The 13,906-nt window shown below is 68.4% G+C and carries 9 protein-coding genes, 1 tRNA gene and 1 pseudogene; 6 read left to right on the top strand and 5 right to left on the bottom strand.

Features of this window, described 5'->3' with window-relative positions; genetic code table 11:
* Nucleotides 1-2: 2 nt before the first annotated feature.
* Both AB6724_RS11095 and AB6724_RS11090 read left to right on the top strand, forming a co-directional pair.
* Nucleotides 3-4,271, top strand: a complete 4,269-nt coding sequence (locus AB6724_RS11095) for a translocation/assembly module TamB domain-containing protein (protein WP_369338576.1) — start codon at nt 3-5, stop codon at nt 4,269-4,271.
* A gap of 58 nt (nt 4,272-4,329) precedes the next feature.
* Nucleotides 4,330-4,404 (top strand) — tRNA-Arg (locus AB6724_RS11090).
* 112 nt (nt 4,405-4,516) lie between these two features.
* Here AB6724_RS11090 and AB6724_RS11085 read toward each other — a convergent pair.
* Nucleotides 4,517-5,430: pseudogene (locus AB6724_RS11085) on the bottom strand (LysR family transcriptional regulator).
* A gap of 129 nt (nt 5,431-5,559) precedes the next feature.
* On the opposite strand from AB6724_RS11085, the gene AB6724_RS11080 reads away from it, so the two are divergent.
* Nucleotides 5,560-6,306 (top strand): SDR family NAD(P)-dependent oxidoreductase, encoded by a 747-nt coding sequence (locus AB6724_RS11080; RefSeq protein WP_369338575.1) that lies wholly within the window; start codon nt 5,560-5,562, stop codon nt 6,304-6,306.
* Between the two features lie 37 nt (nt 6,307-6,343).
* Here the strand turns inward: AB6724_RS11080 and AB6724_RS11075 are convergent, their stop codons facing one another.
* Both AB6724_RS11075 and AB6724_RS11070 read right to left on the bottom strand, forming a co-directional pair.
* Nucleotides 6,344-7,609: an MFS transporter gene (locus AB6724_RS11075; protein WP_369338574.1), complete on the bottom strand. Its 1,266-nt coding sequence runs from the start codon at nt 7,607-7,609 to the stop codon at nt 6,344-6,346.
* A complete protein-coding gene (locus AB6724_RS11070; RefSeq protein WP_369338573.1) occupies nt 7,606-8,169 on the bottom strand; it encodes a GNAT family N-acetyltransferase in 564 nt (187 codons plus the stop codon). The genes AB6724_RS11075 and AB6724_RS11070 overlap by 4 nt, the downstream gene beginning before the upstream one ends.
* A gap of 70 nt (nt 8,170-8,239) precedes the next feature.
* Here AB6724_RS11070 and AB6724_RS11065 point away from each other — a divergent pair, with 70 nt between their 5' ends.
* Nucleotides 8,240-9,127 carry a LysR substrate-binding domain-containing protein gene (locus AB6724_RS11065; protein ID WP_369338572.1) on the top strand — a complete coding sequence of 296 codons (888 nt, stop codon included), beginning with the start codon at nt 8,240-8,242 and terminating at the stop codon, nt 9,125-9,127.
* Nucleotides 9,128-9,237: 110 nt separating this feature from the next.
* Here AB6724_RS11065 and AB6724_RS11060 read toward each other — a convergent pair whose 3' ends face one another.
* Entirely contained in the window at nt 9,238-10,293 is a 1,056-nt protein-coding gene (locus AB6724_RS11060) for a DMT family transporter (protein WP_369338571.1), read from the bottom strand.
* Between the two features lie 188 nt (nt 10,294-10,481).
* Here AB6724_RS11060 and AB6724_RS11055 point away from each other — a divergent pair, with 188 nt between their 5' ends.
* Both AB6724_RS11055 and AB6724_RS11050 read left to right on the top strand, forming a co-directional pair.
* A complete protein-coding gene (locus tag AB6724_RS11055) occupies nt 10,482-11,957 on the top strand; it encodes a metal-dependent hydrolase family protein (RefSeq protein ID WP_369338570.1) in 1,476 nt (491 codons plus the stop codon).
* A 10-nt stretch (nt 11,958-11,967) separates the two neighbouring features.
* Nucleotides 11,968-12,735, top strand: coding sequence for a hypothetical protein (locus AB6724_RS11050; protein ID WP_369338569.1), 768 nt, complete (start codon nt 11,968-11,970; stop codon nt 12,733-12,735).
* Nucleotides 12,736-12,757: 22 nt separating this feature from the next.
* Here the strand turns inward: AB6724_RS11050 and AB6724_RS11045 are convergent, their stop codons facing one another.
* Nucleotides 12,758-13,786, bottom strand: coding sequence for a sensor domain-containing diguanylate cyclase (locus AB6724_RS11045; protein ID WP_369338568.1), 1,029 nt, complete (start codon nt 13,784-13,786; stop codon nt 12,758-12,760).
* Between the last annotated feature and the right edge of the window lie 120 nt (nt 13,787-13,906).

The following is a 13,906-nucleotide window of genomic DNA, read 5'->3' as shown; positions in this document are numbered from 1 at the left end:
TCATGGCGAATACAGACACCCAAAGCGCAGCGCCCGTGGTCGACACGGCGGCCGCGCCCTCTTCTTCCGGCAATCACCAGCGCCCGGCGCGCGGGTCGCGCTGGCGGCGCGCCTGCGCCTGGCTGATCGCGGCGCTGGCCGCCAGCCTCGCCCTGCTGCTGACCGGCCTCTGGTGGTGGTCGGGGCGCGAAGGCTCGCTGGGCCAGACCCTGCAGCAGGTGGCACGCTGGCTGCCCCAGGGCCAGAGCCTGCAGACCCGCGAGGTAACGGGAACGCTGCGCAGCGGCGGCCGCATAGGCTGGCTGCAATGGCAGAACCAGACCACCAGGGTCGAAGTCAGGGACGCGCAGATAGCCTGGCAGCTGAGCTCGCTGCTGTCGCGCTCGCTACGCTTCGGCCAGGTGCAGGCGGCCGAGGTGCGGATCGCCAGCACGCCCGAGCCCGAGAAAAAACCCAGCGAGCCGCTGCAGTCGCTGGCCCCGCCCATACGCATCGATCTGCCATTTGCCGTGGAGCGCATCGTCTGGCAGGGTCCGCCCGAGGCCGTGGTCGAGGGCCTCAAGGGTCATTACGGCTACGACGGCAGCGCGCACCGGCTGCAGGTCGGCAGCCTGCGCTTTGCCGATGGCGCCTATCAAGCCCAGCTGCAGTTGCAGGGCGCGGCCCCCATGCAGCTCAAGGCCGAGGTTCTCGGCGACCTGCAGGTGGCGAATCCGCTGCACGCCCAGGACGGCGAGCCGGCCGCCACGATCGCCGTGCAGGCCAAGGCCACGGTCGAAGGCACCCTGGCCACCGAAGCCGCGCGCCTGGAAATCCGGGCCAGCGCCCAGGCCCAGAGCGAACCGCAGTCCGCTGAAACCCCAAGCCAAAACAGCGCAGAGCCCAGGCAGGAAAAGCGCAAGCAGCTATCAAAATCAGATAAGAACGAAGCGCCGAACGACGGCAGCCTGCATGCCGAGGTGCAGGCCAGCCTCATGCCCTGGAAGCCCCAGCCGCTGCTCAGCGCCCAGGCCAGGCTGGCCAATCTGGATCTCTCCGCCTTCTGGCCTCAGGGCCCGCAAACCCTGCTCACGGGCCGGCTGCAGGCCGGGCCCGATGAAAACCCGGAGCAGCCCGCCGCGCCCCAGTCCTGGAAGCTGGACGCCAGCTTCGGCAACGGCCTGCCCGGCCCCTGGGACAAGCAGCGCCTGCCGCTGAGCCAGTTGCAGGCCCGGGTCCACTATGACGGCCAGCAGTGGCAGGTCGCCGAATCCCGCGTGGAGATCGGCAAGGGCCGGATCAGCCTCGACGGCCGGTTCACGCCGGCCACCCAGTTGTTCGAAGGGCGCTCCCTGATCGAGCGGCTCAACCCCGCCGACCTCTACAGCACGCTGGAGGCCGCGCCCCTGCAGGGCGAGATCAGCGCCAAGGCCGAGCCGGCCGCAGATGCGGACGCCGCGGACCAACGCGCGCCGCGCATCGTGTTTGCCGCAGACCTGCGCGCCGCGGGCAGCCAGCGCGGCGGCCAGGCCTTGCATATCCAGACGCTGAGCGGCAACGGCCGGTGGCAGGCACCGTTGCTGCAGCTCGACAGGTTGCAGCTGCAGGCGCTGCAGGCCGATATCCAGGCCCAGGGCCTGGAATTCAATACCGAGACCCGGCAGGCCAAGGCCCAGCTCAAGGCCGCAGTGCCCGGCGCCCAGCTGCAGCTTGCAGGCCAGATGGGGCCCAAGGACGGCAAGGGCCAGAGCACGCTGCAGCTGAGCTCGCTGGAAACGCTGGCCCAATGGCTGCGCAGGCTGCCCGGCATCGCGGACCCGCTGGGCGGCGCGCAGCTCGAGGGCTCGGCCCGCGCCCAGCTGGACTGGCAAGGCGGCTGGGGCGCGCTGGTCCAGCGCTTCCAGGCCCCTGCGGGCACGGTTGCGGCCAGTGGCCTGCAGCTCAATGCCGCGGTCCAGGCCGAAAAAATCCGCTACCGGGGTGAGGGCCAGCCCGCGGACCAGACCCTGGCCGTGCCCGCGCTGCAGCTCAGCCTCAACGGTAGCCCCGAGAACGCCAGACTTACTCTGCTCGCTCAGGCCCAGCAGGCCGACCGCAGCCTGCGGCTGGACACGGCGCTGCAGGCCGGCCTGGCCCAGGGCAAGACCGTTGCAGCCATGGACTGGCAGGCCAGCATAGAGAAGCTGCAGGCCCAGCTCGCCCCCGGCAAGGACAAGCCCGGCCCCTGGCTGCTGCAACTGCAGCCCGGCGCCCCCCTGCAGATCACGCAGCGCAGCGCAGCGGCTCAATCCGTCGCCTACCAGCTCGGCGCGGCAAGGCTGCAGATCACGCCGCCCAATCTCGGCATCCGCCGCAGCAATGCCGAGCCCCTGGCTCCCGCGCAACTGACCTGGGACGGCATCACGGCCACCAGGGCCGGCAACGGCCAATGGGGCCTGCGCAGCTCCGGCCGCGCCCAGGGCATTCCGCTGGCCTGGGTGGACGCCTTCAGCCTCGGCGACGACGAGCCTCCGCTGGCCGCGGCCGGTGTTTCCGGGGACCTGAGCTTCAACGGCCAGTGGGATGTGGACACCATGGGCAAGGACCTCAAGGCCGAGCTGGTGGTGGAGCGCGCGGCCGGCGATCTGCGCCTGGCCGTGGACGACGGCGGCAGCACCACCGTGATCCAGACCACGGGCCCGACCGCCACCACCAAGGGCCGCACGCGCACCCGCACCATCAGCGGCGCGGGCATGCGCACGCGCATCAAGCAGGCGCGGCTCACGGTGCAGGCCCAGGGCAGCAGCCTGACGAGCAAGCTGGTCTGGGACAGCGAACGCGCGGGCACGGCCCAGGCCGATCTGCGCACCCAGCTGGCCTATGGAAAAGGCGGCTGGACCCTGCCCGCGAATGCGCCGCTGTCCGGCCAGCTGCAGGCCGCCATGCCCGATATCGGCATCTGGACCCTGTTTGCGCCGCCGGGCTGGCGGGTCAAGGGCACGCTGGCCGCCAACGCCACGCTGGCGGGCACGCTGCAGGACCCCAGATGGCAGGGCAGCCTCAATGCCGACGAGCTGAGCATAGTCTCGCTGCTGGACGGCGTGGACCTGCAGGACGGCATGCTGCGCGCCAGGCTGCAGGGCACCCGGCTGGACATTGCCGAGCTGCGCCTCAAGGGCGGCAAGGGCAGCCGCGCGCGCATCCTCGGCTACAGCGGCAATCTGAGCAGCGCGCCCGAGGACGGCGGCCTGCTCATCGGATCGGGCTACGCCCAGTTCACGCCGCCGGGCTCCGGCCCCGAGCCCGGCCTAAGCATGAATCTGCAGGCCAAGGCCAGCAAGCTGCAGGTGCTGGTGCGCGCCGACCGCCAGGTCAGCGTCTCCGGCGATCTGCAGGCCCGCCTGGAGCGGGGGCAGTTCACGCTGCGCGGCAACCTGACGGTAGACCGGGCCTCCATCATCCTGCCCGAGGAATCCGCGCCCTCCCTGGGCTCGGACGTGGTCGTGCACTCGGCGGCCTCGCGCCAGGCCGAGGAAGAGGCGCGCAAAAAGCAGGAGCAGCAGGACCGCCGCGAACAGGCCCGGGCCACGCCGCGCAAGCTGCCCGACATCCTGGTCAAGCTCAATCTGGGCCGCGACTTCGCGCTGCAGGGCTACGGCCTGAACACGCGCCTGCTAGGCCAGCTCGAGGTCCAGGGTGGCAGCCACTTCGGCGGCCCGCCCCGCGTGACCGGCGAGATCCGCACCGAGCACGGCCGCTACCGCGCCTGGGGCCAGTCGCTGGACGTGGATACGGGCCTGATCCGCTTCAACGGCCCCTACGACAACCCCTCGCTGGACATCCTGGCCCTGCGCCCCAACATCCCCGTCAAGGCCGGGGTCCAGGTGCTGGGCACGGCCAGCGCGCCGCGCGTGCTGCTGTATTCCGATCCCAGCCTGCCCGATGCCGAAAAGCTCTCCTGGGTCGTCATGGGCCGCGACCCGGCCTCGGGCGGCGCCAGCAGCGCGCTGCTGCAACAGGCAGCAATGGCCTTGCTGGCCGGCGGCAACAGCGGCAGCGGCAAGATTGCCAGCAGCCTGGGACTGGACGAGGTGGGCTTCAAGGGTGCGGGCGACAGCAGCGATGCATCGGGCGCGGCCCTGACCATGGGCAAGCGCCTGTCGGACAAGCTGTACCTGACCTATGAGCAAAGCCTGTCGGGAGCCATGGGCATCATCTACATCTTCTACGACCTGTCGCGCAACGTCACGCTGCGCACCCAGACCGGAATGACCAGCGCCCTGGATCTGGTCTATACGGTGCGCAAGGATTGAGGCGGATTGGGCACAAACGATTTGACCCGGGCCAACGCAGTTAGAATCGAAGGCTAATCTCCTCGTAGTTCAATGGATAGAACGAGCGCCTCCTAAGCGCTAGATACAGGTTCGATTCCTGTCGAGGGGACCAAATTCAAGGCCGGAAGGTGCATCACCTTCCGGCCTTTTTCTTTTTTCGCTTCAAAAACGGCTGGGTACTTTTCATCCAGGTACCTGGCAGCGCTTGGCCACCAAAGACCCACTCAGCGCCCCATCCCCCGTGTCGGTGATGAACACCTCGTCTGCATGAAATCGATGAACACGCGGAGCTTCCTGGGCATGAGGGTGCGCGTCGAGTAATACAGGTAGAAGCTCCCGAAATCCGGCCACCAGGGCCTGAGCAGCGGCACCAACCGGCCTGCGGCGATGTCCTCCTGTACCAGCACTTCAAAAGCCATGGCGACCCCGGCACCGGCACGGGCCGCGTCCAGCAGCAGGTCGCCATTATTGGACAGCAGGGGCCCGGCGACGTCCATTTCCAGGTCGTGGCCCTGCTGGGAAAACTCCCATCGGTAAAGCCCCGCGCCCAGCCGTCCGTTCAGACAGCGGTGCCCGGCCAGGTCGGCGGGTGTTTGCGGCGCGGTACGTCCTCGCAGGTAACGGGGGCGGCCACGACAGCCAGCCGCTGGCGCGGACCCAACGGGATCGCAACGAAGTCCTGCGCCAGCTTTTCGCCCAGGCGGATGCCCGCATCGAAGCCCCCGGCCACCACATCCACCAGGGCATTGTCGCAATGCATCTCCACCGTGACGTCCGGATAGGCCTCCAGGAAGTCGACCAGATGCGGCATCACCACCGCATCGGCCGCGGCCCGGGAAAGATTGAGACGCAGCAGCCCCGCAGGCCGGTCGCGCGATTCATGGACGCCATCCACAGCCGCCACCAGCGCCGCAATCGCCGGTCCGGCATCCCGCAGCAGGCGCTGACCGGCCTCCGTCAGTCCGACCCGACGCGTGCTGCGCTGCAGCAGCCGTACGCCGAGGCGTTCCTCCAGGCTGCGCATGTTCTGGGACAGCGCCGATGTGGACACGCCCAGTTCCGCCGCGGCACGGGTGAAGCTGGCATGGTGGGCAACGCGCGCAAAGGCCGCCACCGCCGGAAAAAGCTCGGGAGACATCTCTCGATTATGAAGATGAGCTTCACACTGCATCCGCCTCAACGCTATTTATTCGGCGGAATGCAGGACCTATCGTGCGTGCCTGGGTCCGACTCGCGGGCCTTCCACCCTATTTCTGGAGCCTCTCTCATGTCATCTCCCGCACTCGCAAACAAAGTCGCCATCGTCACCGGAGCGTCCAAAGGCATAGGCGCGGGCATCGCCCTGCGCCTGGCCGCAGACGGTGCCTCGGTGGTCGTCAACTATTCGCGAAGCGCTGCCGATGCCGACGTGGTGGTGCAACGCATCGTCAAGTCTGGCGGCAAGGCGATAGCGGTCAAGGCCGATCTCTCGCGCCCTCAGGAAGCCCGGGCTCTGGTCGATGCCGCGCTCAGTGCCTACGGCCGGCTCGACATTCTGGTCAACAACGCCGGGGTGTACGCGTCCGACTCGCTGGAATCGCTCACCAGCGACACCTTCGACTGGCACTTCCACCTGAACGTCCGCGGCCTGCTCCTCATGACGCAGGCCGCAACACCGTTGTTGCCGGCCGGTGGAGTCGTCGTCAACATCAGCTCGGGCCTCGGAACCAGTCCGCACCCCTCGGTGCATGTGTACAGCGCGACCAAGGCGGCGGTCGACTCCTTGACGCGTTCGCTTGCGATGGAACTGGGTCCGCGGCAAATCAGGGTCGTGGGCATCGCGCCGGGCTTCGTGAAGACAGAGGGCAACGCCGTCTCGATGGCGGGTATGGACGAGCTGTTCATCGGCAAAACGCCGCTGGGCCGTGTCGGACAACCGTCGGACATCGCCAACGCCGTGGCCTTTGCCGTATCGACGGATGCCGGTTGGGTCACAGGCAGCACGCTTGATGCCGCGGGGGGCATGGTGTTCTGACGCCGGGCCTTGGTGCCGGAGCGCATGCCTGGCCCAGCTAAGCCGGCTTTCGGGATTGCGCTTGCGCTTCCACGGGCCCTGCCGTCAAGCGCTGGAGGCGCCAGATCATCCAGGGCCCGACCAGGGCCCCCAAGCCGACGGTAGTCCAGGCCCAGCCCCAGGCATTGCCGGCCACGGCCAGATGGGCCTGGCCCCAGTCCAGCGCCAGCCCGAAGACCCAGGGGCTGACCGCTCCGGCACCAAAGCCCATCACCGATCGGACCGAGAAAGCCGCGCCCAGCCGGCTGCTAGGCACCACGTCAGCGAGGGCCGTCGAGTAGACCGAGGAATCGGCGATCGCCGCGAGGTTGTAGAGCGCACCAAACACCGCCAGCGCCCAGACCGGCATGGCCCACATCCAGCCGAAGCTGAAGGAGCACAGCAGGCTGATGCAGCTGGCCGCCAGCATCACGCGCGCCCGGCCATGGCGGTCGGATGCGGCGCCGCCCAGCAGGCTGCCGGCCACGCTGACCAGATGCGCGCCCGCCGCAAGACCTATGCCCTGAGCCGCAGAGAGCCCCACGCCCTGCGCGGAGAACGCCAGAAAGGCCGGCAGCCAGGCCCATAGCGCCATCAACTCCCAGCAATGGGCGGCATAGGCCGCACTGCCCGCCATGGCGGGCTTGTCGCGCAGCGTCTCCTTCAGCGCCCGCACCACCGGATAGGCCGCGGCCGCATGGCGCTGCGGATCGGGGCGCATGCGGGCCAGGGCGCCAAGCGTCAGCAGCGCGCCCAGGCCGACCATGGCGGCGATCAGCAGCAGGATGCTGCGCCAGGGCAGCATGGCGGAGAACGCGGCCACGATCAGCAGCGACAGTCCATAGCCCATGGACGAGAAACCGATGAAGGCCCCCATGGCCTTGCCGCGGCGCTGCGGCTGCGCATTCCAGGCCAGCAGCTGCAACCCCGGGCTGTAGCAGCCGCCCGCGCACAGGCCCGTGAGCCCGTAGAGCAGCGCCGCGGACAGCGGCCCTTGGGCTCCCATCGCAAACAGCAAGGCGGCCAGAGCCGTGAGCACGCTGCAGACCAGAAAGACGCGCCTGGGACCGACACGGTCGGCGATGAAGCCCACGCTGAACAGCGAGATCAGATAGCCCAGATGCCAGGCGCTTTGCACCAGCCCCGCGCTGGAAGCAGCCAGGCCCCATTCGCCCATCACCCGCGGCATGACGCCAGCCCAGGCGGCGGCGATGCTGGCCTGGAACAGACGCGTCACGCACAGCAGCGGCAGCCAGCCCGGCCGCGGCGCATCGGGCCCGCTCATGCGGCGCACAGGCTACGCTGCATCAGCAGCGTGTCCAGACTCCTGCCGAACTTGCGGCCCACCTGCTCCAGCACGCCGGCCTGCCGGAAGCCCAGGCGCTGGTGCAGCCGGATGGAGCCCTGGGTTTCCGGGTCGCGCACGATGACGGCGACCATCTGGCGCAGGCCCAGGCTCTGGCAATCGCGGATCAGGGCCTCGAGCAGCAGCTGCCCCAGACCGCGGCCGTGATGCTCGGGATGGATGTAGATGGATGTCTCCACCGTGCCGCCATAGCCGACCCGCGGGCGGTAGCGACCCGCATAGGCATAGCCGACCACCTGCGCCCTGTCCAGGGCCACCAGCCAGGGCAGGCCCTCGCGGCGCAGCGCGTCATGCCGCCGGTGCATTTCGGCCTCGCCGGGCGCCAGCTCCTCCATGGTGCAGATCGAGGTCTGCACATAGTGGGCGTAGATGACCTGCATGGCCTGGACATGGGCGCTGCGGGCTTCGGTGATGAGCGGCATATCGGGCTCGACGGCGGGTGCAGCGACCGCTGCGACGGGGTGTGCAAGGCTTTCCATGGGCTGCATGGTGCGCCTGGCAGGCAAATAAAAGAAGGTGTTGTGAATTATTCGATGTATAAGAAAAACTATGAGTCTTCCCTTCACCCTGGACCAGCTCGAGGTCTTCACGCTGGTGCTCGATACCGGCAGCTTTTCCGCCGCCGCCCACCACCTGGGCGTGAGCCAGCCCGCGGTCAGCGCGCAGGTGCGCGAGCTGGAGCGCAAGCTGGGCACCAGGCTGCTCGAACGAGTCGGCCGCAGCGTGGGCCCGACACCCGCAGGCGTCGCCCTGGCCGGCCATGCGCGGGCGCTGCTGGAGAGCGGGCGCCAGGCCGCGGAGGCCGTCTCCAGCCTCGCCAAGGGCGTGAGCGGCACGGTCAGGCTGGGCACCGGCGCCACGGCCTGCCTGCACCTGCTGCCGCCCCTGCTGCAGCGCATACGCAAGGAGCACCCGGCGCTGCATGTGGTGGTCTCTACCGGCAATACCGACGATATCGTGCGCCAGGTAGAGCTGAATGCGCTGGACCTGGCCCTTGTGACCCTGCCCGTGGCCAGCCGGGCAGTCACGGTGGCGCCGGCCCTGCGCGACGAGTTCGTCGCGGTGGCCCCCATAGGTGCGGAGCCTTTGCCCGCGGCCGTGCGCGCGCGGGATCTGGCCGATATACCCATGGTTCTTTTCGAGCCGGGCAGCAACACGCGCCAGCAGGTCGAGTCCTGGCTGCTTGCGGCGGGCCTGCGCGTGCGCCCCGCCATGGAGCTGGGCAGCATAGAGGCGATCAAGGAGATGGTGTCGGCCGGCCTGGGCTGCAGCATTCTGCCCGCGATGGCCATGCGCGATGCCGATCGCAAGCGGTTGCAGACCAGGCCGCTCAAGCCTGCGCTATCGCGCGAACTCGGAATCGTCATGCGGCAGGACAAGCCCTTGACGCGCGGAATGCAGATCCTGGCCAAGGCCATCATGGGTCAGGGCGTCTGAAGAGCCTTGCCGGCTCACGGCCGAAGTCATGCTTGCAGAGCTGGAGACAACCGAGCCCGGCCGTCCGGCACTCTTTCCCTACCCCTCACCGAACGGCGCCGTCGCGCAACTCAGTGGCGATGCGTATGGTGGATATCCGGCACATGCGCATGGCTGTGCCGCAGCGGCTCATGGGTATGGAGATGGCTGTGCGCGCCCACGGGCATGGGGTCGTGCCGGTGATCGTGGTGGCCGTCGTCATGGCGGTGCGCATGTTCGTGCTCGACGGCCTCGTGCTCGTGTTCGTGCTGATGCGACTCGCCCAGATGGACGAGGATGCCCGCCAGCATCAGCAGCCCGCCCGGCAGCAGGCCCCAGCCGCCCGATCTGTCGCCAAGCAGCAGCGCCAGGGCCGCACCGATGAAGGGCGCGAATGCGAACACCGAACCCGTGCGCGCGGCCCCGAAAGCCCGCTGCGCCAGCAGATAGAAGCGCAGACTCAGGCCATAGCCGCTGGCGCCCACGGCCAGCAGGCCCAGGGCCGCGGACAGCGCCGGCAGCGGCTCCCGCATGAGCAGGGCCAGGCAGCTGGTGGCGCTAACGCCCAGCACGGACTTGGCCAGTACCACCTGCCCGGGATCGCGCTCTGCCAGCGCACGCGACAAGCTGTTATCCATGCCCCAGGCCACGGTGGCGGCCATGACGGCCAGCAGGCCCCAGAGCTGGCTGGCCCCGCCCTGGCCCTGCTCCAGCACCAGCGCAATCCCGCCGGCAAGCAACAGCAGCACGGCGGTCCAGACACGCCGGTCCATGGTTTCGCCGTAGAGGCGCCAGGCCAGAAGCGCGGTGAACACGGCCTCCAGGCTCAGCATCAGCGAGGCACCGGTGCTGCTGCTGCGCTGCAGCCCCCAGGCCAGCAGCGCCGGGCCCAGGATGGCACCGAAGCAGGCGACGGCCAGCAGGCGCGGCAGATCCGAGCGCAGCACGCGCGCCTCCTGCTGCGCGGGCCGGCGCAGCAGAGCCGCCATGCCGGCGGCCCCGGCGTAGAGCAGCGCCGCCGTGCTGAAGGGCCCGAGGCCCAGGCCCAGCTTCTGGACCAACGGCGTGCTCACGCCAAACAGGCCGGCGGCCAGCAGGGCCAGCAGGCCGCCCTGGAGTGCGGGAAATCTGGAAGCGGTACGCATCATCATCCAAGCCTTGTTTCATCGTCCAGTGTACGGCCGCGGTGCAGCGTCCATGGCCTGGGTCATGGGGGCGCGTACAGGGCTGCGTTAGGATCGTTGCACACAAAATGTAAAAACACACTCAAGCCGTTACTTCAAGCAATCGAACGCGCTCGCCTGCGAACGCGTTCTCTTTTTTCAGGAGAGAGAAGATGGGACAAGCCATAGCACACGCCAACGATCTGCCCTGGAGCCTGGGCCCGATCCGGGCCAGCGCCTGCAGCTGCGGCAGCGTGGTCTGCCAACTGCTGCACCAGAGAGTGATGAGCGATATGTCGCGACGCATGTTCGTGGGCGGCGTGGCGGCGACCATGGCCCCGTTCGTCGGCCTGCAAGCGGCCGAGAGCGATGCAGCCCGGCCCAAGGACGCCGAGCGCCCGACCCTGCTCACCAATCTGCGTCTGTTCGACGGCACGGGAAAGCCCGTGCGCGACGGTGTGCAGGTGCTGATCCAGGGCAAGCTCATCTCCGCCCTGCCCTCGGCCGCGGAAAAAATCGAGGGAGCCCAGGTGATCGATTGCCAGGGCAAGCTGGTGATGCCGGGCCTGATAGACACGCATTGGCACACCATGCTTGCGGCGATCGCGCAGACCACGGCCATGACGGCGGACCTCGGCTATCTGTATCTGGCCGCGGCCCAGGAGGCCCAGCGCACGCTGCTGCGCGGTTTCACCTCGGTGCGCGATGCGGGCGGCCCGGCCTTTGCGCTCAAACGCGCCATCGACGAGGGCATGGTGGCGGGCCCGCGCATCTATCCCAGTGGGGCCATGATCTCCCAGACCTCGGGCCATGGCGACTTCCGCCTGCGCAGCGACATACCGCGCGCGGCGAATGCGCCGCTCAGCGGCGTGGAGCTGGCCGGCGTGGCCATGATCGCGGACGGCGAGGCCGAGGTGCTGCGCCGTGTGCGCGAGCAGCTGATGCTGGGCGCATCGCAGATCAAGATGCTGGCCGGCGGCGGCGTGGCTTCCCTCTACGATCCGCTGGACAGCATGCAGTTTTCCGAACGCGAGCTGCGCAGCGGCGTGGAGGCTGCGGCGGACTGGAACACCTATGTGATGGCCCATGTCTACATGCCCAAGGGCATCAAGCGGGCCATCAAGGCCGGTGTCAAAAGCATTGAGCACGGACAGCTGGCCGACGAGGAATGCGTGCGCATGATGAAGGGCGAAGGCGTGTGGTGGAGTCTGCAGCCCTTTCTGCAGGACGAGGACAGCAATGTCTACCCCGACGCGGCGCGGCGCGAGAGCCAGCGGCAGGTGGCGCAGGGCACGGTGCGTGCCTATGAACTCGCGCAAAAGCACGGCATCAGGACCGGCTGGGGCACGGATATTCTGTTCAACCCCAGGAACACCCCCACCCAGGGCCGTCAACTGGCCAAGCTGACGCGTTTCTACGATCCGCTCACCCTGCTGGCCCAGGCCACGGGAACCAACGGCGAGCTGCTGGCCCTGTCGGGCGAGCGCAACCCCTACCCCCATGCGCTGGGCCGCATCGCGCCCGGCGCCTATGCGGACCTACTGGTGGCCGACGGCGATCCGGCCGCAAACCTGGACTTTCTCAGCGACCCGCAGCGCAATCTGCGCCTGATCATGAAGGACGGCAAGGTCCACAAGAACACGCTCTGAGAACGCTGCCATGAACTCTTCGATTGCCTTGAAAAGCCTGAAGGCCGCAGCCCTGCTGGCCACCAGCCTGCTGCTTGCGCCCGCGCACGCACAGACCGCAGCCGAGACCGCCGGCGATGCCTGGCGGCTCCAGCTCACGCCCTATGTCTGGATGACGGGACTGGACGGCCATATCCGCCCGTTCCGCGGCGCGCCCACGGCCCATGTGGACAAGTCTTTTTCAGAGCTGCTGGACAAGCTGGACGCGGCGGCTTTTGTCACGGGCACGGCCCGCAAGGGGCGTTATGTGTTCCAGGGGGATTTCAGCCATGCCTCGACCTCCGACCGTTCCGCCCTGCCTCTCGGACTCACGGCCAACGCCAAGGTGCGCCAGAGCTCGCTGACCCTGACCGGTGGCTACAACTGGTCGGCCGGCCCCCGCTCCAGCATCGACCTGATGGCCGGCGCGCGCCTGTGGGATATCAAGGCCGAGGTACAGCTGCCAGGCCTGGGTGCTGCCGGCTCGAACACCTCCTTCATCGACCCCATCATCGCGGCCCGCTGGCGCTATGACTTGGCGCCCCGCTGGTCCACGCTGCTGTATGCGGACGCCGGTGGCTTCGGCATGGGTTCGCGTTCCACCTGGCAGCTGCTGGGCCTGCTCAACTATCAACTCAAGGACAGCATCCACCTGTCCCTGGGCTATAGAACGCTGAGCGTCGACTACCGCCACGACGGCAAGAGGCTGGACTTCAGCCAGAGCGGCCCCATGCTCGGGGGCACTTTCCAGTTCGATTGAAGCGGCGGCAAAGCGCCGGGGCTCAATGCTGGGTCTCGGTCGCCTGCTGGCGGCGCAGCGCCTTGACCCGGTACATGGCGGCATCGGCTTTTTGCAGCGCATCGTCGAGCTCCGTGCCGTCGGGTGCCAGGCAGACCAGGCCCACGCTCGCCCCCTCGTAGTCGATCCGGCTGCCATCGGGCAGGTCAAAGCTGGTGATCGAAGCCTGGAACAAGCGTTGCTGCAGGTCCCGCACCAGTTGCCCGCCGTCCTCGTCCAGTCCCGGCCCCATGCCCACCATCACGAACTCGTCGCCGCCGAAGCGGGCCAGCATGTCGCTGCCGCGCACCGCGGCGGACAGCTGGGTGCCCACCTTGCGCAGCAGGGCATCGCCGGCCTCGTGGCCGTGGCGGTCGTTGATCTCCTTGAAGCGGTCCAGGTCCACAAACCCCACCAGCACCCACTCGCGGCTGCGGCGGCAATGGGTGATGATGCGCTGCAGCTCCTCGGTCAGGCTGCGGCGGTTGGGCAAGCCGGTCAAGGCATCCAGCATGGCCAGGGACACCAGTTCCCGATTCGCCTGCTGCAGCGCATGCAGCAGCTGCTCGCGCTCGGCAAAGCCCGCGATGAGCTTGGCGAACAGACGCAGCAGGCCTTCGGCCTCGTCGTTCAGGGCCACGGACCTATCGCTGGCCGCACACAGCGTGCCGTAGAGCTTGCCGCTGGAAAAGCGCACCGGCGTGCTCACATAGGTCTGGATCCCCAGGGCGCGGGCCGCATCCGAGTCGCCCCAGCACTCGCTCACATTGCCCGTGTAGCTGCGGCCCTCGTCGAGCGCACGCTTGCACAGGGTGTCGCTCCAGGGCACGTCCAGGCCTTCGGGAATCGTCATCTCGCCGGTGTTGAGCGAGTACAGCACGCTCTGCAGGCCGCGCTCCTCGTCGACAAGCGTGAGATAGGCCGAGTCCAGGGTGGTGACCTCGACCATGATTTCCAGCAGCGGCCGGGTGAGCGCGGGCAGGTTCCGGGATGAGATGGCGGTCTGCGCCAGACGCTGAACAATCGATATCATGAAACGACCTCTGACACGGTCCACAAAACAAGGGTTGCATCGAAACCGGAGCCCGGACCGCACGACCCTAGCGGGTCCGGCACCGGCTCCAGAGCCTGGAGGGATTCTCTCCCGCAAACC

This window comes from Comamonas guangdongensis (assembly GCF_041079535.1).
In the GTDB taxonomy this organism is placed as follows: Bacteria; Pseudomonadota; Gammaproteobacteria; order Burkholderiales; family Burkholderiaceae_C; genus Comamonas; species Comamonas guangdongensis.
This window is presented reverse-complemented; position numbering and strand designations above follow the sequence as displayed.